Origin of the sequence: Pseudomonas sp. GM21, from assembly GCF_000282215.1 — a bacterium.
GTDB lineage: Bacteria > Pseudomonadota > Gammaproteobacteria > Pseudomonadales > Pseudomonadaceae > Aquipseudomonas.
On sequence record NZ_AKJS01000070.1, the window covers coordinates 1 to 18,653 of the forward strand.

The 18,653-nt window shown below is 58.1% G+C and carries 23 protein-coding genes, 1 tRNA gene and 1 pseudogene; 11 read left to right on the forward strand and 14 right to left on the reverse strand.

Annotated elements, in window-relative coordinates; genetic code table 11:
• Positions 1 to 51 precede the first annotated feature (51 nt).
• Positions 52 to 128, reverse strand: a tRNA-Arg gene (locus PMI22_RS19360).
• A 275-nt stretch (positions 129 to 403) separates the two neighbouring features.
• Between PMI22_RS19360 and folD the strand changes: the two genes are divergently transcribed.
• Entirely contained in the window at positions 404 to 1,258 is an 855-nt protein-coding gene (folD, locus tag PMI22_RS19355) for a bifunctional methylenetetrahydrofolate dehydrogenase/methenyltetrahydrofolate cyclohydrolase FolD (protein WP_007944755.1), read from the forward strand.
• Positions 1,259 to 1,413: 155 nt separating this feature from the next.
• Here folD and PMI22_RS31975 read toward each other — a convergent pair whose 3' ends face one another.
• On the reverse strand, positions 1,414 to 1,638 hold the full coding sequence (locus tag PMI22_RS31975) for a hypothetical protein (RefSeq protein WP_224790214.1): 225 nt from the start codon (positions 1,636 to 1,638) through the stop codon (positions 1,414 to 1,416).
• Here PMI22_RS31975 and pbpG point away from each other — a divergent pair.
• On the forward strand, positions 1,547 to 2,434 hold the full coding sequence (gene pbpG, locus PMI22_RS19350) for a D-alanyl-D-alanine endopeptidase (protein ID WP_224790207.1): 888 nt from the start codon (positions 1,547 to 1,549) through the stop codon (positions 2,432 to 2,434). The genes PMI22_RS31975 and pbpG overlap by 92 nt on opposite strands.
• Positions 2,435 to 2,492: 58 nt before the next feature.
• Here the strand turns inward: pbpG and PMI22_RS19345 are convergent, their stop codons facing one another.
• From PMI22_RS19345 to PMI22_RS19335, 3 genes and pseudogenes are all read right to left on the reverse strand, one after another.
• On the reverse strand, positions 2,493 to 2,708 hold the full coding sequence (locus PMI22_RS19345; RefSeq protein ID WP_007944758.1) for a hypothetical protein: 216 nt from the start codon (positions 2,706 to 2,708) through the stop codon (positions 2,493 to 2,495).
• Positions 2,709 to 2,724: 16 nt separating this feature from the next.
• Positions 2,725 to 2,931: a DUF6021 family protein gene (locus PMI22_RS19340; RefSeq protein WP_007944759.1), complete on the reverse strand. Its 207-nt coding sequence runs from the start codon at positions 2,929 to 2,931 to the stop codon at positions 2,725 to 2,727.
• Between the two features lie 95 nt (positions 2,932 to 3,026).
• A pseudogene (locus PMI22_RS19335) lies at positions 3,027 to 3,754 on the reverse strand (peptidase C39 family protein).
• Positions 3,755 to 3,920: 166 nt separating this feature from the next.
• On the opposite strand from PMI22_RS19335, the gene PMI22_RS31590 reads away from it, so the two are divergent.
• Positions 3,921 to 4,091, forward strand: coding sequence for a hypothetical protein (locus PMI22_RS31590; RefSeq protein WP_007944761.1), 171 nt, complete (start codon positions 3,921 to 3,923; stop codon positions 4,089 to 4,091).
• 74 nt (positions 4,092 to 4,165) lie between these two features.
• Here PMI22_RS31590 and PMI22_RS19330 read toward each other — a convergent pair whose 3' ends face one another.
• Positions 4,166 to 4,915: a TerC family protein gene (locus PMI22_RS19330; protein WP_007944762.1), complete on the reverse strand. Its 750-nt coding sequence runs from the start codon at positions 4,913 to 4,915 to the stop codon at positions 4,166 to 4,168.
• A 26-nt stretch (positions 4,916 to 4,941) separates the two neighbouring features.
• Positions 4,942 to 5,184, reverse strand: a complete 243-nt coding sequence (locus PMI22_RS19325; RefSeq protein WP_007944763.1) for a hypothetical protein — start codon at positions 5,182 to 5,184, stop codon at positions 4,942 to 4,944.
• Between the two features lie 135 nt (positions 5,185 to 5,319).
• Between PMI22_RS19325 and nhaR the strand changes: the two genes are divergently transcribed.
• Positions 5,320 to 6,219, forward strand: a complete 900-nt coding sequence (gene nhaR, locus PMI22_RS19320; protein ID WP_007944764.1) for a transcriptional activator NhaR — start codon at positions 5,320 to 5,322, stop codon at positions 6,217 to 6,219.
• A 3-nt stretch (positions 6,220 to 6,222) separates the two neighbouring features.
• Here the strand turns inward: nhaR and PMI22_RS19315 are convergent, their stop codons facing one another.
• Entirely contained in the window at positions 6,223 to 7,377 is a 1,155-nt protein-coding gene (locus PMI22_RS19315; protein ID WP_007944765.1) for an MFS transporter, read from the reverse strand.
• Between the two features lie 306 nt (positions 7,378 to 7,683).
• Between PMI22_RS19315 and sstT the strand changes: the two genes are divergently transcribed.
• Entirely contained in the window at positions 7,684 to 8,916 is a 1,233-nt protein-coding gene (gene sstT / locus PMI22_RS19310) for a serine/threonine transporter SstT (protein WP_007944766.1), read from the forward strand.
• A gap of 187 nt (positions 8,917 to 9,103) precedes the next feature.
• Here sstT and PMI22_RS19305 read toward each other — a convergent pair whose 3' ends face one another.
• Positions 9,104 to 9,613: a DUF1993 domain-containing protein gene (locus PMI22_RS19305; RefSeq protein WP_007944767.1), complete on the reverse strand. Its 510-nt coding sequence runs from the start codon at positions 9,611 to 9,613 to the stop codon at positions 9,104 to 9,106.
• Between the two features lie 230 nt (positions 9,614 to 9,843).
• Here PMI22_RS19305 and PMI22_RS19300 point away from each other — a divergent pair, with 230 nt between their 5' ends.
• Complete coding sequence (locus tag PMI22_RS19300) at positions 9,844 to 10,491, forward strand: YceH family protein (RefSeq protein ID WP_007944768.1); 648 nt, start codon at positions 9,844 to 9,846, stop codon at positions 10,489 to 10,491.
• A gap of 153 nt (positions 10,492 to 10,644) precedes the next feature.
• On the opposite strand, the gene PMI22_RS19295 is transcribed toward PMI22_RS19300, so the two are convergent.
• Complete coding sequence (locus tag PMI22_RS19295; protein WP_007944769.1) at positions 10,645 to 11,163, reverse strand: cupin domain-containing protein; 519 nt, start codon at positions 11,161 to 11,163, stop codon at positions 10,645 to 10,647.
• A 10-nt stretch (positions 11,164 to 11,173) separates the two neighbouring features.
• Positions 11,174 to 11,992 (reverse strand): shikimate 5-dehydrogenase, encoded by an 819-nt coding sequence (locus PMI22_RS19290; protein ID WP_007944771.1) that lies wholly within the window; start codon positions 11,990 to 11,992, stop codon positions 11,174 to 11,176.
• A 247-nt stretch (positions 11,993 to 12,239) separates the two neighbouring features.
• Between PMI22_RS19290 and PMI22_RS19285 the strand changes: the two genes are divergently transcribed.
• The 3 genes from PMI22_RS19285 to PMI22_RS19275 all read left to right on the forward strand — a co-directional run bounded on the left by PMI22_RS19285 (position 12,240) and on the right by PMI22_RS19275 (position 13,311).
• Positions 12,240 to 12,608, forward strand: coding sequence for a hypothetical protein (locus PMI22_RS19285; protein ID WP_007944772.1), 369 nt, complete (start codon positions 12,240 to 12,242; stop codon positions 12,606 to 12,608).
• Positions 12,609 to 12,833: 225 nt separating this feature from the next.
• Complete coding sequence (locus PMI22_RS19280) at positions 12,834 to 13,028, forward strand: hypothetical protein (protein WP_007944773.1); 195 nt, start codon at positions 12,834 to 12,836, stop codon at positions 13,026 to 13,028.
• A gap of 100 nt (positions 13,029 to 13,128) precedes the next feature.
• Positions 13,129 to 13,311, forward strand: coding sequence for a hypothetical protein (locus PMI22_RS19275; protein WP_007944774.1), 183 nt, complete (start codon positions 13,129 to 13,131; stop codon positions 13,309 to 13,311).
• Here the strand turns inward: PMI22_RS19275 and PMI22_RS19270 are convergent.
• Positions 13,308 to 14,369, reverse strand: coding sequence for an AI-2E family transporter (locus PMI22_RS19270; protein ID WP_007944777.1), 1,062 nt, complete (start codon positions 14,367 to 14,369; stop codon positions 13,308 to 13,310). The genes PMI22_RS19275 and PMI22_RS19270 overlap by 4 nt on opposite strands.
• Positions 14,370 to 14,536: 167 nt before the next feature.
• Here PMI22_RS19270 and trhP point away from each other — a divergent pair, with 167 nt between their 5' ends.
• Entirely contained in the window at positions 14,537 to 15,865 is a 1,329-nt protein-coding gene (gene trhP, locus PMI22_RS19265) for a prephenate-dependent tRNA uridine(34) hydroxylase TrhP (protein ID WP_007944778.1), read from the forward strand.
• Positions 15,866 to 15,924: 59 nt separating this feature from the next.
• Here trhP and PMI22_RS19260 read toward each other — a convergent pair whose 3' ends face one another.
• On the reverse strand, positions 15,925 to 16,803 hold the full coding sequence (locus PMI22_RS19260) for a LysR family transcriptional regulator (RefSeq protein WP_007944779.1): 879 nt from the start codon (positions 16,801 to 16,803) through the stop codon (positions 15,925 to 15,927).
• 162 nt (positions 16,804 to 16,965) lie between these two features.
• Between PMI22_RS19260 and ampC the strand changes: the two genes are divergently transcribed.
• Positions 16,966 to 18,132: a class C beta-lactamase gene (gene ampC, locus PMI22_RS19255; RefSeq protein WP_007944781.1), complete on the forward strand. Its 1,167-nt coding sequence runs from the start codon at positions 16,966 to 16,968 to the stop codon at positions 18,130 to 18,132.
• Between the two features lie 88 nt (positions 18,133 to 18,220).
• Here the strand turns inward: ampC and PMI22_RS19250 are convergent, their stop codons facing one another.
• The gene (locus tag PMI22_RS19250) at positions 18,221 to 18,592 is read right to left on the reverse strand and encodes a DUF6124 family protein (RefSeq protein ID WP_007944782.1); all 372 of its coding nucleotides are present in this window, start codon (positions 18,590 to 18,592) and stop codon (positions 18,221 to 18,223) included.
• Positions 18,593 to 18,653 lie beyond the last annotated feature (61 nt).

The following is an 18,653-nucleotide window of genomic DNA, read 5'->3' on the forward strand; positions in this document are numbered from 1 at the left end:
CCAACTGAGCTACGCCCACCATATTGCGCTACTTGTGCCAAAGCTGCCTAATGGCGCACCCGGCAGGACTCGAACCTGCGACCATCCGCTTAGAAGGCGGATGCTCTATCCAGCTGAGCTACGGGCGCCTTGTTAATTTGTACTCTTGGAGGACTACAAACTAAGTGCTTTCCAGCCTCGCAGAACCGTGGTCCCGCTCGACTTTCCTAACCAGTGCTAGGCTGTGCCCGACAAGTGCGACGAATAGTATAGAGCCCCCTGAAGGTCGTCAAATCCTTTTTAAAAAAAATTCATTTAATTAAAGGAGTTAGGGGAATTTGCAGACCAAGCGCCTTTGCCCTCACCTCATGACATGCGAGAATGCGTTCTCTTTTTTTCCCCTCTCGATGGTTAATCACGCGCAATGACTGCACAACTAATCGACGGCAAATCGATCGCCGCCAGCCTGCGCCAGCAGATCGCCAAACGAGTCGCCGAACGTCGCGAGCAAGGCTTGCGCACACCCGGCCTCGCGGTGATTCTGGTCGGCAGCGATCCCGCCTCTCAGGTTTATGTCTCGCACAAGCGTAAAGACTGTGAAGAGGTCGGCTTTATATCCCAAGCCTACGACCTGCCTTCCGAAACCACTCAAGAAGCGCTGACCGATCTGATCGATCGCCTGAACGACGACCCGGCAATCGATGGGGTTCTGCTTCAGCTTCCCTTGCCTGAACACCTGGACGCCTCCAAATTGCTGGAGCGCATTCGTCCGGACAAAGACGTCGACGGCTTCCATCCTTATAACGTCGGTCGTCTGGCCCAGCGTATTCCACTGCTGCGCCCCTGCACCCCTAAAGGCATCATGACCTTGCTGGAAAGCACCGGTGTCGATCTTTACGGGATGGATGCCGTGGTGGTTGGCGCGTCCAACATCGTTGGCCGCCCGATGGCGATGGAATTGTTGCTGGCCGGTTGCACCGTGACCGTGACCCACCGCTTCACCAAGGACCTGGCCGGCCACGTAGGTCGCGCCGATCTGGTGGTGGTTGCCGCTGGCAAACCCGGCCTGGTCAAGGGTGAATGGATCAAGGAAGGCGCAATCGTGGTCGACGTCGGCATCAACCGCCAGGACGACGGCAAACTGGTCGGCGACGTGATTTACGAAACCGCCCTGCCCCGCGCCGGCTGGATCACACCCGTGCCGGGTGGCGTGGGCCCGATGACCCGCGCCTGCCTGTTGGAAAACACGCTGTACGCGGCGGAAACCCTGCACAGCTAAGCGCCAAAGCAGACGCACACAGTGAGTTGAACAACCCCGCCCTCGGCGGGGTTATTTTTTGCCCGAAGAAAAATCCGACCACCCGCCGGAAAATGACGTTTTTTTCACAACCCTGAAGACTTTAATCCCTTACTGGAACAACCATCGACAGTTATTCAGCCATACTCCAGAATGTCGCGCTTTTTACGAAATAGCCCGTTACATAACGGCTTAACAACACATAATGAGTCTGCCAGCGTGAAAATCCTTCTATCTATCCTGAGCCTATTTTTTGCAGTTACAGGAACTTTGATCACGCCAATCGCCAGCGCTGGCGATACGACCGCCGTCCCCCGAGACACGAAAAATCTCAAACTCGCGTCCGGCAGTTCATTGGTCATGGATATGCAGACCAACAAAGTCATCTTCGCCAGCAACCCTGACGTGGTGGTACCGATTGCGTCTGTCAGCAAACTGATGACAGGCCTGGTCGTGGTTGAAGCCAAGCAGAACATGGACGAAATCATCAACATCAACATCAGCGACACGCCGGAAATGAAGGGTGTGTACTCCAGGGTCAAACTCAACAGTGAAATGCCACGCAGGGAGATGCTCCTGATTGCACTGATGTCATCGGAAAACCGCGCAGCGGCGAGCCTGGCCCACCATTATCCGGGTGGCTATGCGGCCTTCATCGCCGCGATGAACGCCAAGGCCAGGGCGCTGGGCATGACCAACACCCACTTCGTTGAGCCCACCGGCCTTTCTCCGCGAAACGTGTCCACCGCCCGCGACTTGAGCAAACTGCTGGTGGCGGCACATAAGCACCCGCTATTGACCGAGCTGAGCACGACCAAGGAAAAAATCGTGTCGTTCCGCAAGCCCAACTACAACTTGCAGTTCCGCAATACCGACCATCTGGTCCGCAAGCAGGACTGGGACATCCAGCTGACAAAAACCGGCTTTACCAACGCGGCGGGTCACTGCCTGGTGCTGGTTACCAGCATGGGTAACCGCAAGGTTGCGTTGGTCATCCTTGACGCCTATGGCAAGTACACCCACTTTGCCGACGCTACCCGTATTCGCAATTGGGTAGAGTCCGGCAAGGCCGCAGATGTGCCTTCGGTAGCCTTGCAGTACAAATCCGATAAAAACCTCAAAAGTCGTCAGACCGGGGTGATTGAAGCCTCGAAATAGACAAGCGCGCACTCAAAACAAAGCCCCGAATATTCGGGGCTTTTTAATTGGGCGGAGGTCAGTCGTTGGGCAGCGGCATTTGATCGTCATCCGGAATGCCGTCCCCCGCGTTCGGGTCCCTCAAGCCCTTGGGATGCTCAGTCGGCACCACCACCGGCCTGGCCAAAGGATCGCGTAGCGGGCTGTCCGGATCCATCACCGGGTCCAGGTCCTTTTCGGGGGTTGTCGGCACACTGTCCGGACGTTTGTCATCGAAACTCGAATCGGTAGACATAAGCACCTCATCAGGCTCAGGGTTTCAGATCAGCGAGAGGGTCGTAAGGCTTCGCTGGCGCCTTTGGGTCGTCACCCGGCTTCACGTCCCTGGGCGCCTTGGCGGGACCGATGGGATCGACCTGAGGGTCGGCAAGATCCGGCGAATCGGGATCGAACCCCAACTCATCGCCCGAAGAATGCTCGGACGAGTGCGGGCCTTCAGGTGTAGTGGAATGTGCCATGGGCGCCTCCTTGGGTGTGGCCCGGATAAATCCGCGCGCTGTCCTTTAGAGAGCGAGTACGCACGGCAGTGCCCTGCGGAATGACGAACGGACATCTACTGCGCGGTCAGGGCCTTCTTCGCCCGCGCAGCCGCTTGCTCCTGGCCGGCCTGCCCCAGATCATTGGCCGCTTTGAGCCAACGCTGCTGATCGACATTGGCCGGAATCTGATTCGGCTTCTGGATCAGCACGGCCCAGCCGCCAGCGTCCTTGAACGAGGATTCAAACGAACTGAAGCTCATCAAATCCCGGCGATCCATCCCCACGCGCAGCAACACGGTCTGCTTCTTACGGTTGTAACCGGCGAGAATGGCGTAGCGCGGCCCAGACCAGAGCGGCGTGCCTTCGGTAAAGCGCACCATCACCGGAAAGCCAGCGGCGACCTGGGTCAGCAGCGCGGGCAATGTGCTGTCGAGGGGGTAGACGACCATCCCGTATTCACGGGCGAGGTTCTGCATGTTCTGCTGCAACTTGTCCTCGGCACCCGGCAAACTCAGGGGTTTTTCGAGCAAGCCCGGGGTAATCACGATGCCCTGTTGTGCCAGCAGGCTGGCCAGCACTTGCGGTCCGCTTTGAAAGGCGTTCCCACGGTAGAAGGTACCGCTAAGCTCCACCCGCTCCGGCAGACGCTGGACTTCAGGCGCAACGCTCCCGGCGCAGCCCGCCAACCCGGCAACACAGCCAACCACCAGCGCCGCCGCTCGAATTCGAGAAAATACCCGCTCCATCTTCACACTCTTGTTCAGACGCCAGGCAACAGGCTCCCGGCTTGGCCGTCGATCATAAGACGCCGCGTGACGGCGGTATAGCCTTAACCGGCAGTTGCGTGCTTCCAATAGAGCGAACTGGTTAGTGACAGGCGACCTTCGGTCAATTGCCTGACACACAGCAGCGGCTAGACTGTTAATTGCAAAACGTGTGTGCCCGATGCAGGGCAAAGAGGAGGCACGATGAGCCTGGCAATGACGATCGTGATGTTGATTTCTGGCTGGCTGGCCGTTGCCGCTGCCATGTTATGGGGAGTCCTGCGCATTACCCGGCGGCACCATCATCACCCGGTTCAATCGACACCTGTGACCGACAGCGAAAAACCGGCGGAACACCACGCCTCCGCGCACTGAATAGCCATTTCAGTCTTCAAAAAAAAGGCCGCCTGAACACATCGTATTCAGGCGGCCTTTTCATTTATCGTCGATCAAGCTTCAGTGGCCATGCGCTTCTGCCTGGCCCGGCGCGACATCATGTTCAAGCCCTCGATCGTTGCCGAGAACACCATGGCCGCATAGACGTAGCCTTTCGGTACGTGGGCGCCGAAGCCTTCGGCGATCAGCGTCATGCCGATCATGATCAGGAAGCCCAGCGCCAGCATGACCACCGTCGGGTTGTCGTTGATGAACTTGGCCAGTGGGTCAGCCGCCAACAACATCACCAGTACCGACACCACCACCGCGATGATCATGATCGGCAAGTGCTCGGTCATGCCGACAGCAGTGATGATGCTGTCGATGGAAAACACCATGTCCAGCATCAGAATCTGACCAATCGCAGCGGCAAAGCCCAGGGTCACGGTCGACGTCGCCGTCTTCGGATCTTCCGGTGCCGGGTCCATGCTGTGATGGATCTCGGTGGTCGCCTTCCACAACAGGAACAGGCCACCGGCAATCAGGATCATGTCCTTCCAGGAGAACGCCTGACCAAGGATTTCAAACACAGGCTCCGTCAACTGGACAATGAATGCGATGGTGCTCAGCAGTGCCAGACGCAGGATCAGCGCCATGCCAATACCGATTCGACGGGCCCTCTGTCGATGCTGCAACGGCAGCTTATTGGTCAGGATCGAGATAAAGATCAGGTTATCGATACCGAGCACGATTTCCATCACCACCAGGGTAGCCAGGGCGACCCAGGCGGCAGGGCTTGCAGCAAGTTCTAAAAGGTATTCCATGGGTCAGTCCTGACTCGTGTTAAACGTTAGATTTCCTGGGACGAGGAATTGGTTTTTTCTTTGTTTTCGCCCGATGGGTCTTTTTTGCTGATCAAGCCGCCAGTGGCGTCACTGAGTGCCTGTTCGGCGGCTTTGTGAGTGTCGTCAATCGCCTGTTTGGCGCTTTCGGCAGCCTTGCCCATCAGTTGTTGAGCGCTTTTTTCGGCCTGGTCGCAACCGGCCAATACCAGTAAAGACGCAAACAGCACCGCTGTGGTTGTGAGCTTCATGATGCTTCCCTCGTTAGAACAAACGGCACCAAAACCATGGCCCGCTGATAGCGACGCATTCTAGGGACGCAAACACTTCAGGAAAATTCGTATTTTCAGCGGTTATACTTCGGTTTTTACGAACTGTAGATCAGCATGCTCAATTATCGGCAATTGCATTACTTCTGGGTGGTGGCCAAGACCGGCAGCATCGTGCGCGCCTGCGAGCAGCTCAACCTGACCCCCCAGACCATCAGCGGGCAGATTTCCCTGCTTGAGCAAACCTACGGCATCGAGTTGTTTCGCAAGGTGGGCCGGCAACTGGAACTCACCGAGGCGGGCCGTCAGGCCCTGCCCTACGCCGAGCAGATGTTTCAGTTGGGAGGTGAACTGGAATTGATGTTGCGAGCACAGCCCAACGAACAGCAGATTCAGTTTCGGGTCGGTGTCGCGGACGTGGTGCCCAAGTCCATCGTTTATCGGCTGATCGCGCCGACCATGGAATTGCACGAGCCGCTACGCATCACCTGTCGCGAAGACAAACTCGAACGCTTGCTCGCCGACCTGGCGATCCAGCGTCTGGACATGGTGATTTCCGACAGCCCGATGCCCTCGCACCTGGACATCAAGGGCTACAGCCAGAAACTCGGGGAATGCGGGATCAGCTTCTTCGCCACGGCTGAATTGGCCGCGCGGTATGGCCAGGATTTCCCCCGCAGCCTGCACGGCGCACCACTATTGATTCCGGGGCCGGAAACCGTGGTGCGCAACCGCTTGCAGCGCTGGTTCGCCGAACAACAGATCCAGCCGCGCATCGTCGGCGAGTTCGATGACAGCGCGTTGATGCAGGCGTTCGGGCAGTCCGGCAGTGGCATTTTCATCGGCCCGAGCGTGATTGCCGATGAAGTGAAACGCCAATACGGCGTGGAAGTGATTGGCCAGACCGACGCCGTGACCGAGTCGTTCTACGCCATTTCCGTGGAGCGCAAGGTCAAGCACCCCGGCATTGTGGCCATTACCGAAGGTGCCAGACGCCAATTGTTTACCGAACTGTAAGCCTCAGGCGCAGACTTCACGCGGCTCGAAGGTCATCAGCGCAATCGCCAGCAGAATCGAGGCGAGGATAAAACCGGCCGCCGCAAAACCGAGGCCTTGCAGACCAACGCTGTCGATCACCCGGCCGCCGACCATGGCGCCCAGGCCGATGCCGAGGTTGGCCCCGGCGATGTTCAGCGACGCAGCGAACGCCGGAGCCTCGGGCGCGGCCTTGATCAGGCGTACATGGCTGACCAGGAACAACGCCGCCTGCGTCACGCCCCAAATCCCCATCGCCGCCGCCAGACCGAGGGGCGAATGAATGTTCGGCACCAGCGCCACCAGGCCGGCAATCATGAACGCGCAGAACATCACCGAAGCGATCAGCGGATGGCGATCCACCGCGCGGCCACCCAGCGAGTTACCGATCAGCCCGACCGCGCCGAAGCCCATCAGGCACCAGCCAACCACCGCGCCGTCGAAACCGGCCAGGCGTTCAAGAATGTCCGCCAAGTAGGTGTACGCGGTAAACATGCCGCTGAAGACCACGATCGACAGCAGCACATGGCCCACCATCAGCGGGCTGCGCAGGATTTTGAATTGCGAACGGAAACTCACTTGATGCTGGTGCAGGTCGGTTTTCGGCAGGTAGATAAACAGCAGCAAGGCTTTGGCAAAGGCAATGACCGCGAGAATGCCAAAGGCGCTGCGCCAGCCGAATGCATCGGAAATCAGCGTGCCCACCGGAATGCCGAACACCGTGGCACACACAATGCCGAAGCCGATCTTGGCGATGGCGCGCCCCGCATAGTCGGGGCCGACAATGTCCACCGCCGTTTCACTGGCCAGGGCCCAGAACACCGGCAACCCGAGTGCGGGAATCAAGCGGGCGAAAGCCATGACCCAGATATTCGGCGCAAATGCCGCAAGGGTGTTGGCCAGACCGAACATGATCAACACCGAGATGAACAGCTTGCGGCGTTCAAAGCGTGCGAAGTACGCGGTCAGGAACGGTCCGAAGGCTGCCACGGTAAAGGCGAACAAGGTCACCAGCAAACCCGCTTGCGGGATGCTGACTTCAAGGTCTCGGGCAATCGCCGGCAACAGGCCGACGATGACGAACTCCGTGGTCAGCACCGTGAAACCGGCGGCAGACAACAGAAGAATGGGCAACAGCATGCACAACTCCAGAAAACGACGACACCAGCGAATAGCCCGAAGGCCCACTGGCAGACTTGAAAAAAAGGATGGCGAATCTTAACAGAGTGTTTCCAAACCGGGTTGCACGAACCTGCTTATCTCGTTGGTTGCGCGGGTGGCAGATCGTCACAGGCCTGAAGGATCAGCCCTACGCTGTGATAAAATCCGCACCCTGAAAAACGTACACCCTGTGGCTCCTTTTCGGTTTCCTGCCTGCAGCCTGCCCTGTTTGTTGCTGCACACCTGCGAAAACCTGCACTTATAAAAAATCAGAGATGCCGTTTTATGAACGCTTCATCCCCTTCGCTATTGAAACGCCTGAAACGCTTGAGTCTGGTCACGCAAATCATCATCGGCCTGCTCGCCGGGATTGCCTTGGCGCTGTTCGCGCCGGACGTGGCCAAGTCCTGCGCCTTCATCGGCAAAGTGTTCGTCTCGGCACTGAAAGCCGTCGCGCCGATTCTGGTGTTCGTGCTGGTCATGGCGTCGATCGCCAACCATAAGCACGGCCAGGAAACTCACATCCGGCCGATTCTGTTTTTGTATTTGCTGGGGACGTTTGCCGCCGCCGTGGTCGCGGTGGTAGCCAGCATGATGTTCCCGTCGAGCCTGGTACTCGCCACCCACGACGTCGCGGTCACCGCGCCGGGTGGTATCAGCGAGGTCCTGCAAAGCCTGTTGCTGAGCGTGGTCGATAACCCGGTGAGCGCGCTGATGAATGCCAACTTTATCGGCATCCTGGCCTGGGCCATCGGCATGGGCATCGCCATTCGCCACGCCGGCGAAACCACCCGTGAAGTGCTGGGCGACCTGTCCAACGGCGTGACGCTGATCGTGCGGCTGGTGATTCGCTTCGCACCGCTGGGGATCTTCGGCCTGGTGGCCTCGACCCTCGCCACCTCCGGCTTTGGGGCCTTGATCGGTTACGCGCATTTGCTGGCGGTGCTGCTCGGCTGCATGCTGTTCGTGGCACTGGTGATGAACCCCGCCATCGTGTTCTGGAAGCTGCGCCGCAACCCGTATCCGCTGGTGCTGACCTGCCTGCGCGAGAGTGGTATTACCGCGTTTTTCACCCGCAGTTCGGCGGCGAACATTCCGGTCAACCTGGAGCTGAGCAAGCGCTTGGGCCTGCATGAAGACACCTACTCGGTGTCGATCCCGCTGGGCGCAACCATCAACATGGCCGGCGCGGCGATCACCATCACCGTGCTAACCCTGGCGGCAGTCCACACCCTGGGCATTGCCGTGGACATTCCGACCGCGATTCTGCTGAGCGTTGTCGCGGCGATCTGCGCGTGTGGTGCTTCAGGCGTGGCGGGTGGTTCGTTGCTCTTGATTCCACTGGCGTGCAGCCTGTTCGGCATCCCGAGCGAGATTGCCATGCAGGTGGTAGCGGTCGGTTTCATCATTGGTGTGTTGCAGGATTCGGCGGAAACCGCGCTGAACTCGTCTACTGACGTGCTGTTCACCGCCGCTGCTTGCCTGGGTGAAGAAGAAAAAGCCCAACGAGTGGCCTAACCCAAATCCCTGTAGGAGCGAGCCTGCTCGCGATAGCGTCGTTACATTCAATATCAATGTTGACTGACACAATGCCATCGCGAGCAGGCTCGCTCCCACATGGAACTGCGGTGTAGGTGAAGAATGCTTACACATGAAAAAGCCCCCGCAACCCAAGGCTGCGGGGGCTTTTTTGTACCCGGACGGTTTAGAACGCGCCCATGTAATCGCGCTTGCCCACTTCCACACCGTTATGACGCAGCAATGCGTAAGTGGTGGTGACGTGGAAGAAGAACTGCGGCAGGCCGTAGCTCAGCAGGTAAGCCTGGCCACTGAAGCGCTTCTCTTTAGGCGTGCCCGGACGGGTCACGATCTCGATGCCTTCCTTGCCGTTGATCTGCTCCGGCTTGATCTCGGCGATGTAGGCCAGAACCTTGCTCAGCAGCGCTTGCAGCTCGGCGAAGGTGGTTTCGGTGTCGTCGTACTTCGGCAATTCAACTTCGGCCAGGCGCGAGGAAACGCCTTTGGCGAAATCAACGGCGATCTGCACCTGACGCACCAGCGGGAACATGTCCGGGTACAGGCGGGCTTGCAGGAACGCGTTCGGGTCGATGTTCTTTTCGGTAGCGTGCGCTTCTGCTTTTTTCAGCACGTCACTCAGGGCGGTGAGCATTTGCTTGAAAACAGGAACGGAAGCGTCGTACAGGGAAATGGTCATGGCAGTCTCGTGTGGTGACAGGAGGGGAAAACGTCGGCCGATTATAGCCATCCCCGCCCCTTCCGGGACGGGTCTTTTTCCGCTGTCGCGCACCTTCCCCGCTGCAACGGCCTTCGTCATCATCGACACCGTGACCGTGGGGCACAACAAATTCTGTTGCCATTGGCGCCCGTCAATCTAAAGTGCATTCACGCAAGTGAACAACATGAACCGGGTAAGGATGCGCCACCATGAGCACTGAGCAAGAAACAACCTTCGACGAGCCGCGGCTTAACAGCACGGAAATCCGCATTCTGGGCTCGCTGATCGAGAAACAGGCCACCAGCCCGGAAACCTATCCCCTGACCCTCAATGCCCTGGTGATCGCCTGCAACCAGAAAACCAGCCGAGAACCGGTGATGAACCTGACTCAGGGCCAGGTCGGCCAGAGCCTGCGGGCGCTGGAAGGACGCGGCTTCACCAAACTGGTGATGGGCAGTCGCGCGGATCGCTGGGAACACAAGGTCGACAAGGCCCTGGAGCTGGTGCCGGCGCAGGTGATACTGACCGGGTTGTTGTTCCTGCGTGGGCCGCAGACGGTCAATGAACTGCTGACCCGCAGCGGCCGCATGCATGAATTTGAAGACACCGAACAGGTGGTTCATCAACTGGAGCGTTTGATTGCTCGGGGGTTGGCGTTGCTGATCCCAAAACAGGCCGGACAGCGAGAAGACCGGTATATGCATGCGCTGGGGGATCCGGCGGATATCGAGGTTATCCTCGCGGCACGGCAGAACCCGGTGGAACGCGGCGCTGCCAGCGGCGTTTCGATTGAACGAATCGAAGAACTTGAAGCGCGCATCGCCGCGCTGGAAGAGCGCCTGGCACGCCTCGAATAACAACCCAACCCCTTGTAGCAGCTGCCGAACAGCGCGAGGCTGCGTTCGGCGGCGCAGCCGTCGTAATCCCGGCAATTGAGTGTTGTCAGGCATACCGCAGAAGCAGCCTCGCGCTGCTCGTCAGCTGCTACAGGATCTGCGTACGCCAGGCTATTACTCACCGTCCCAGTAATCCACCCCATCGCCCGGGCGGGCGATGGCGACAAAGCCTGAAGCATTGCCCTCGGCATCCATCTTGAAATCATCCATCACCGCGTATTTTCCGGAATCGGGGTACTCGCAGATCTCCGGCGATTGCTGGGTGCTCACCGCCAGATAACGCAGCTCAGCGTTGCTGGTGTTGATGATCTGGTGCGCCGCTTCCGGACCACCCGGCGGGCACGCGATCACGTCACCGGCGCGAATCGGGAAACGCTCGGTCCCGAGACGAATCTCCCCTGCCCCGGCCACGACGTAAAACATCTCCTCGTTGACGCGATGACTGTGAAACGGACTGCCTCGCATGCCCGGTTCCAACACATACAACCGATACCCGAGTTTCTGAGCGCCCAGTTGCTGGCCCACGCGGGCTAACCGTTGTTGGTATCGGCCAGCCGTGTCCCCAGTGGGGGCCATCGCTTCGGGCAATGGTTCAAGATCGATCTGATTCAGGTTGAGAATGCGCGGATGCATGGGGCTTCTCCTAGCTGCGGGCAAATTCCACGGCTTTGTGGAACTGCTCATCTGTCGGTCTGACGCCGGTATACAGCACAAATTGCTCCAGGGCCTGGATGGCGACCACTTCCAGCCCGGTAATCACCTGCTTGCCTTCTGCGCGTCCCCGCACAATCAGTGGTGTTTCCGAGGGGATCGCCACCACATCGAAGACCGTCTCGGCAGCGGCAATGGTTTCAGGATCGAACGCCAGTTGATCGGCCTCCGGGCCGCCCGTCATGCCGATCGGTGTGACGTTGATCAGCATGTGCGGGCGCTGTGCGCCCAGTTCCGCTTGCCACTGATAGCCCAGGGAGTCAGCCAATGCACGCCCGGCGCGTGCATTACGGGCGATGATCAAGCCGTTTTTATAGCCTCCGTCGCGCAAGGCGCTGGCCACCGCTTTGGCCATGCCGCCGCTGCCGCGCAGGGCAAAGGTCGAGTCCTTGGGGACTTCGTGGGATTTGAGCAGTTGCGCGACGGCAATGTAATCCGTGTTGTAGGCCTTTAAATGGCCATCCGTGTTGACGATGGTGTTGATCGATTGAATGGCCGCCGCCGAGGCGTCCAGTTCATCCACCAGTGCGATGCAGGCTTCCTTGAACGGCATCGACACGCCGCAGCCACGAATACCCAGGGCCCGAATACCACCCACGGCACCGGGCAAATCCTGGCTGCTGAACGCTTTGTAGTAGAAGTTCAGGCCCAGTTGTTCATACAGATGATTGTGAAACCGCAGGCCAAAGTTGCCGGGGCGCGCGGACAGCGACATGCACAGCTGAGTGTCTCGGTTGGGGTTCATCTGCATGAAACTTTCTCCTTCAATAGCACTTTCAGATGGACGGGATTAGCCATTCCATCGGGTCTGATCGATCATTACTGTACAGGCAGCGCGAGATAGCGCGGGCCGTCAGGAAACCGGTACAGACCTTACACAAAATTTACCTGACGACTGTGCTGATTTTCGAAGAAATGCTGTCTTAGAGGTATCCCCCGCGAGAATCCTTGGGTCTATTGCAGACGCAAGCGCCGGGTCGAGGAGCCGAGGAATTATCATGATTCGTTCAATTCCTGCAGTTGCCTTTCTGATCGGTGCACTCGCAATCACAGCGCCGGCGCAAGCCCATGGCGGTGGTTGTGGTAACTGCTGGCAAGGTCCAGCGATTTATGGCGCGATCGTCGGTTCAGCCCTCGTCGGTTCGGCCCTGATTAACGCCAATCGGCCGGTCTATGTACAACAACAACCGGTCTATTACCAACCGCCACCGGTTTACTACCAACCAGCGCCGGTCTACGTGCAACAACCCGTCTATTACGCCCCTGCACCGGTTTACTACGGTCCACCGCGTTACTACGGCCCGCCGCGTTATTACGGCCCGCCACGCGGTTACTATGGCCGTGGCCACGGTAATGGTCACTGGTAATCACCCGGCCCCGCCTTAGCAACGGGGCTTTTTATGACCTTTTATCAGCGAACGTCCGGATAAATCGCTTCAATGTCGCTGTGGGAACAGCATCGGCGGTTCAAATTGGCAATATTGACTTGAATCACCCCCGTCTTGCGCCAAACGGTCATATTTATGTCATGTCAGGTCCGCAAGCTTGGATCTGTCCGCAAACAACAGGTCAATAACAACAAGGACGACCTCATGCCCACACAAAACCCGCACCGCATTGTCGGTTTGTGCACTTCCAGCAAGGTGTACAACGCTTTGACCGAACTCAAGCACCTGGAAGGCCATCGCAGCGCCAAGTTCCTTTCCCTGCTGGCGGAAAACCTGGTGCGCAAAGGCCTGCTCAATGAGCACGAAGTGGTTCATATGCTCGATCTGGTCGTCGACTGAGGCGAACAGTCATCGGCGTCAATGACGACTATCGAAAGCGTTGATTTTCCGTTTTTGAGCCGGGTCCGTAAGGTAGCCCCATCGATTGATGGAGGTACTTATGTCCCAGGTTCAAATCATGTCCGTAATTGGCAGCGCCGTTCCCGCCCCGCTTAGAGCGCGGGGGCTGCTTGCCTGCTGGTATCTGGTGCAGGACGGCGAGGCCATCAGCGGTCCGCTCACCTCGCTGCCGGACGCCCAGGCCTTGTCACAGCGTATCGACCAAGGTCGGCTCAGCGCCTAAGGCAGCTGCACCTTCGGTTTGGTTTCAAGGAAAATGGCCCAGCTCGATATGAACAAGGCGGCGATCAGTGGCCCGATGACAAAGCCGTTGAGGCCAAAGACTGCCAGCCCGCCCAGGGTCGAGATGAGGATCAGGTAGTCCGGCATCTTGGTGTCCTTGCCCACCAGGATCGGTCGCAGCACGTTATCCACCAGGCCGATCACAAAAATCCCGTACAGCCCCAACACCACGCCCTGCCAGATCGACCCGCCGAGCAGGAAAAACGCCGCCGCCGGCGCCCAGATAATCCCCGCCCCCACCGCTGGCAACAGCGACAAAAACGCCATCAGCACCGCCCAGAGCAACACGCTCGGGATGTCCAGAAACCAGAAAATCAAACCACCCAAGGCGCCCTGTGTGATCGCCACCAATAAGTTACCCTTCACTGTGGCCCGCACTACCCGATTGAACTTGAGTTGCAACCGACGTTTCTGGTGTTCCTGCAACGGCACGGCCGCGCGAACCTGGCGTGCCAGGTCGGCACCGTCGCGCAAAAAGAAATACAACAGGTAGAGCATGATGAAAAAGCTCACCACAAATTCAAATGTTCCCTGGCCGAAACTGAACACCTGAGTGGCAATAAACTCGTTACCCGTTACCGCACTCTTGATGATTTTTTCCCGCAGCCCGCTCAGTTCACCCACCCCCGCCCGATCGAGCAAATGCTGGAAGTACGGAGGGAGGCTGTGTTTGAAGTGGGACACATACCCCGCTATGTCCAACTCCCCACTTTCGATGTTTTTGTACAGTACCGCCCCCTCTTGAACCAGGAAGAAGGCGAGGATGATCACCGGCAGGATCGCAATCACCAGGCAGATACTCAGTGTGAGCAGCGACGTCATGTTGCGCTCCCAACCCAGCTTCAATTGCAGTCGACGCTGCATCGGCGCAAAGAGGATGCCAAGGATCACCGCCCAGAACACCGCGCCGTAGAACGGCAGCAAGATCCAGATGAACGCGACAGTGACCACCCCCAACAAAATCACCAGCGATTTATTTCGTACGGTTTTTTCGTTCATGTCCGATCCGTGTCAGTGCGCAGGTGCTTATAAGTTGAGCTGTCCTAATGCTTAGTCCTCCACGGTTCGCGCGAGTGCCATGCGTTTGTTCACAAAGCCTGGATCCAGATCAATAAACTCCCTGGGCAAGGCGCCTATGCTCTCAGCCTTTTGCGACTGACATTGCCATGACTCCCCTTGCCCCCGAACTGCTCGCCCCCGCCGGCACCTTGAAAAACATGCGTTATGCCTTCGCCTACGGCGCCGATGCGGTGTACGCCGGCCAGCCGCGCTACAGCTTGCGGGTGCGCAATAACGAATTCGATCACGCCAACCTGGCCCTTGGGATCCAGGAAGCCCAGGCGCATGGCAAGCGCTTTTATGTGGTGGTGAACATTGCGCCGCACAACGCCAAGCTCAAGACCTTCCTCAAGGATCTGGCACCGGTGATCGCCATGGCACCGGACGCGCTGATCATGTCCGATCCGGGTCTGATCATGCTGGTGCGGCGGCACTTCCCGCAGATGCCGATTCATCTGTCGGTGCAGGCCAATACCGTCAATTGGGCGAGTGTCGAGTTCTGGCAGCAACAGGGCGTGAGCCGGATCATCCTGTCGCGGGAACTGTCCCTGGAAGAAATCGCAGAAATCCGCCAGCAAGTGCCGGCCATGGAGCTGGAGGTGTTTGTCCACGGCGCGTTGTGCATGGCGTATTCCGGACGTTGCCTGCTGTCGGGTTACATGAACAAGCGCGATGCCAATCAGGGCAGTTGCACCAACGCCTGCCGCTGGAAATATTCGGCGCAAGAGGCCACGGAAAACCAGCTCGGCGAGATCGTCCAGCAGTATCAGCCTGAACCGACCCTCGGTATTGGCGCCCCAACCGATCAGGTGTTCCTGTTGCAGGAAGCCAATCGACCGGACGAACTGATGCCGGCTTTCGAAGACGAGCACGGCACCTACATCATGAATGCCAAGGACCTGCGCGCCGTTCAACATGTCGAGCGTCTGACGCACATGGGCGTGCACTCGCTGAAGATCGAAGGACGGACCAAATCCCATTTCTATTGCGCGCGCACCACGCAGGTGTATCGCCAGGCTATCGACGATGCCGTCGCCGGCCGTGAATTCGACCGTAGCCTGATGACCGATCTGGAGTCATTGGCGCAGCGCGGCTACACCGAAGGTTTTTTGCGTCGGCATGTGCATGACGAATATCAGAACTATCAGCACGGCAGCTCGGTGTCGGAGCGCCAGCAGTTTGTCGGTGAATTGACCGGTGAGCGGCGTGAGGGGCTGGCGGAGGTCAAAGTGAAGAACCGCTTTGGCCTGGGCGATCACATGGAATTGATGACACCCCAGGGCAACTTCCATTTCGACTTACATCAATTGCAAAACATCAAAGGCGAGCCGATTGAAGTCGCTCCGGGGGACGGGCACACGGTGTATTTGCCGATCCCGGACTCGGTGGACCTGAAGTTTGGCTTGTTGATGCGCGATGTCGGTGCTAGCCAGTAATGATCGGCCTGTAACACTGACTTAGTGACGAGGGAGGTTGCCCGCCAGTGTGGCGTTCGCTAATCCATCTCGACTGATTGGACTAGCCAGTCTTTGAACGCCGTCATCGCCGCCGTTTCTGTGCGCGACTGCAAGCGGGTCAGCCAGTAGCTACCGGTGGTGATTCCGATGCCAAAAGGTTGTTCGATGGCACCCGAAGCCAATTGCCGAGAAAACATCAGGGGCGGCGCCAACGCAATGCCGGCGCCTTGGAGTGCGGCTTCCATCATCGCCAGCGAAGAATCGAAAACAATGCTCTTGGCGGACGGCGCATTGGCTGGCAACCCACAGGCCAAAAACCACTCAGGCCATTCGTCTGTGCGATAGGAACGTAACAAGGTCTGTTTCAGCAGATCCTCAGGCGATCGCAATTGCCGGGCGAGTTCGGGAACGCACAACACCGACAACGGCGCATCGATCAACCGCAGCGCTTCAATCCCGTGCCACGCGCCAGCACCAAATCGAATCGCGTAATCCAGACCTTCAGCGGCCACATCCACCCGGTTGTTATTGGTCGACAGTCGTAAATCTATAAATGGATGTTTCGCCTGGAAGTCCGCCAGCCGTGGCAACAGCCAACCGACCGCAAAGGTCCCCACTGCTCCCACCGTCAACACCTCTCGATAGTGTCCACCTTCAAAGCGCTCAAGCGTTTCGGCGATTCGATCGAAAGACTCGCGCAACACCGGCAGCAAGGTTTCACCTTCACTGGTCAGCAGCAGCCCGCGTGGCAAGCGCTTGAACAGCGTCACATTCAACTGGGCTTCAAGACTTTTGACCTGATGACTCACTGCCGCTGGCGTGACGAACAACTCCACTGCCGCGCGTGTGAAACTCAAATGACGTGCGGATGCCTCGAAAGCGCGCAATGCATTCAGTGGCAAGTGAGGACGAATCATGCCGACTCCATAGTTTTTCTAATGGCTAGCCCGAAATATCGTCGTTTGCCGACGCTCGGCAGACTGCCTAGATTTGGCCCGCCTGTTCGCTAGCCCGTTTTGCATGAGCGCATGGAGTGTAGCGGGTTACCATCATCACAACTCATGAAGAGTGGATCAGACATGTACACAGACAAACTGCCAAGGCTTGGGCTCTACAGTGCTTTTGCACTCACCCTCGGCGCAGCGCCGTGCATCGCCGCGACACCGTCCGAGCAGCAGCTCGAAACGCTGGTCAATGCCGCCGTCGTTCCGGTGATGCAGCAACAAAACATTACCGGGCTCGCTGTGGCGATCACCCAAAATGGCCAGCCGCATTACTTTAATTACGGTGTAACGTCCAAAGAGAACCGCAGACCGGTCAGCCAGAACACCCTGTTCGAAATCGGCTCGGTCAGCAAAACCTTCACTGCCACGCTGGCCGCTTACGCGCAGGCCAACGGCAAACTATCCCTGTCCGAACCTGCCAGCGCTGTTTTGCCGATATTGCGAGGCAGTGCATTCGACCACATCAGCGTGCTGCAACTGGGGACCTACACCGCCGGCGGATTACCGCTGCAGTTCCCTAGTGAAGCTGACCATCCAGAGACAATGCTGGGTTACTTCAAGCAGTGGACACCGGTTTATCCGGCGGGCACCCATCGCCAGTATTCGAACCCAAGCATAGGGCTGTCCGGTTACCTCGCCGCCTACAGCATGGGTCAGCCGTTCGATGTCCTGATGGAAAAGACCCTATTACCGAAACTTGGCCTGAAGCACACCTACCTCACGGTCCCCCAAGACCAGATGGGGCTATACGCTCAGGGTTACAACAAGGAAGACAAGCCCGTGCGCGTCGGGCCGGGCGCGCTGGACTCCGAAGCCTACGGCGTGAAAACCAGCACCTCGGACCTGCTGCGTTATGTTGATGCGAACATGAAACCCGGCAAACTGGAAAAGCCGTTGCAGCAAGCCATCGCCACAACCCATACCGGTTATTACACCGTGGGCGACATGACACAGGGGCTGGGTTGGGAGCTCTACCCTTACCCGGTCACGCTGGATCGACTGCTCGCCGGGAACTCGACGGAGATGGCGATGAACGCTCATACCGTCCATTGGCTCAATCCACCGCAAGCTGAACAAGAAAGCGTGTGGATCAACAAAACCGGTTCAACCGGCGGCTTCGGTGCCTACATCGCATTTGTCCCCTCGAAGGACATTGGCATCGTGATTCTGGCGAACAAAAACTACCCGAACCCGGAGCGAATCAAGATCGCCCACACGATATTGAACGCCTTGATGGAGTAATCCACTGCGCTTGACGGTGGCGAGGATTCGGAATCGACGAAAAATGGGCGACCCCTTCAAGGTCGCCCATTGTCGTTATTGCGTTTGCTCAATGCCAGGTCGGCGTCTGGCTGGCAGGTGCATCGTCTCGCGGATAAAGATTGTCTCGCACCTGATTCAGCGACATCTCGGCGACCGTCGCCAACTGCTGGATCGACAGCAGTACATTGAGATTCGGGCCGTCCAGCTTGCTGGCAAAATTGGCGATCAGAACATTCAGGGTGGCGAGCATTTCGCAGGCCTCATTCAGCAGGGTCAGTGTGTCGACGCCGGGGATAATGGCGAATATCTGCCGGGGCGAGGGAATATGCTTGGGATGCGGAGTGACCACCGTTTTCGCGGTATCGCACACTTTCGCAGGGGCAGTATTATCGGCTTGGATTTGGGTTTGCAGTAGTTGAGACTTGTTGAACTTTTTCACAGGCGAGGCTCCTTCTTTCCACGGATGTTTTCGTCCTTAAGTCCCTAAATATCGCGGACTT

What these genes read in the sequence shown, in the direction of transcription:
- folD (WP_007944755.1), top strand. Translation starts at nt 404, where the DNA reads ATGACTGCACAACTAATCGACGGCAAATCGATCGCCGCCAGCCTGCGC.
- PMI22_RS31975 (WP_224790214.1), bottom strand. Translation starts at nt 1,638, where the DNA reads ATGACCAATGAACTGCCGGACGCGAGTTTGAGATTTTTCGTGTCTCGG.
- PMI22_RS19345 (WP_007944758.1), bottom strand. Translation starts at nt 2,708, where the DNA reads ATGTCTACCGATTCGAGTTTCGATGACAAACGTCCGGACAGTGTGCCG.
- PMI22_RS19340 (WP_007944759.1), bottom strand. Translation starts at nt 2,931, where the DNA reads ATGGCACATTCCACTACACCTGAAGGCCCGCACTCGTCCGAGCATTCT.
- PMI22_RS31590 (WP_007944761.1), top strand. Translation starts at nt 3,921, where the DNA reads ATGAGCCTGGCAATGACGATCGTGATGTTGATTTCTGGCTGGCTGGCC.
- PMI22_RS19330 (WP_007944762.1), bottom strand. Translation starts at nt 4,915, where the DNA reads ATGGAATACCTTTTAGAACTTGCTGCAAGCCCTGCCGCCTGGGTCGCC.
- PMI22_RS19325 (WP_007944763.1), bottom strand. Translation starts at nt 5,184, where the DNA reads ATGAAGCTCACAACCACAGCGGTGCTGTTTGCGTCTTTACTGGTATTG.
- nhaR (WP_007944764.1), top strand. Translation starts at nt 5,320, where the DNA reads ATGCTCAATTATCGGCAATTGCATTACTTCTGGGTGGTGGCCAAGACC.
- PMI22_RS19315 (WP_007944765.1), bottom strand. Translation starts at nt 7,377, where the DNA reads ATGCTGTTGCCCATTCTTCTGTTGTCTGCCGCCGGTTTCACGGTGCTG.
- sstT (WP_007944766.1), top strand. Translation starts at nt 7,684, where the DNA reads ATGAACGCTTCATCCCCTTCGCTATTGAAACGCCTGAAACGCTTGAGT.
- PMI22_RS19305 (WP_007944767.1), bottom strand. Translation starts at nt 9,613, where the DNA reads ATGACCATTTCCCTGTACGACGCTTCCGTTCCTGTTTTCAAGCAAATG.
- PMI22_RS19300 (WP_007944768.1), top strand. Translation starts at nt 9,844, where the DNA reads ATGAGCACTGAGCAAGAAACAACCTTCGACGAGCCGCGGCTTAACAGC.
- PMI22_RS19295 (WP_007944769.1), bottom strand. Translation starts at nt 11,163, where the DNA reads ATGCATCCGCGCATTCTCAACCTGAATCAGATCGATCTTGAACCATTG.
- PMI22_RS19290 (WP_007944771.1), bottom strand. Translation starts at nt 11,992, where the DNA reads ATGCAGATGAACCCCAACCGAGACACTCAGCTGTGCATGTCGCTGTCC.
- PMI22_RS19285 (WP_007944772.1), top strand. Translation starts at nt 12,240, where the DNA reads ATGATTCGTTCAATTCCTGCAGTTGCCTTTCTGATCGGTGCACTCGCA.
- PMI22_RS19280 (WP_007944773.1), top strand. Translation starts at nt 12,834, where the DNA reads ATGCCCACACAAAACCCGCACCGCATTGTCGGTTTGTGCACTTCCAGC.
- PMI22_RS19275 (WP_007944774.1), top strand. Translation starts at nt 13,129, where the DNA reads ATGTCCCAGGTTCAAATCATGTCCGTAATTGGCAGCGCCGTTCCCGCC.
- PMI22_RS19270 (WP_007944777.1), bottom strand. Translation starts at nt 14,369, where the DNA reads ATGAACGAAAAAACCGTACGAAATAAATCGCTGGTGATTTTGTTGGGG.
- trhP (WP_007944778.1), top strand. Translation starts at nt 14,537, where the DNA reads ATGACTCCCCTTGCCCCCGAACTGCTCGCCCCCGCCGGCACCTTGAAA.
- PMI22_RS19260 (WP_007944779.1), bottom strand. Translation starts at nt 16,803, where the DNA reads ATGATTCGTCCTCACTTGCCACTGAATGCATTGCGCGCTTTCGAGGCA.
- ampC (WP_007944781.1), top strand. Translation starts at nt 16,966, where the DNA reads ATGTACACAGACAAACTGCCAAGGCTTGGGCTCTACAGTGCTTTTGCA.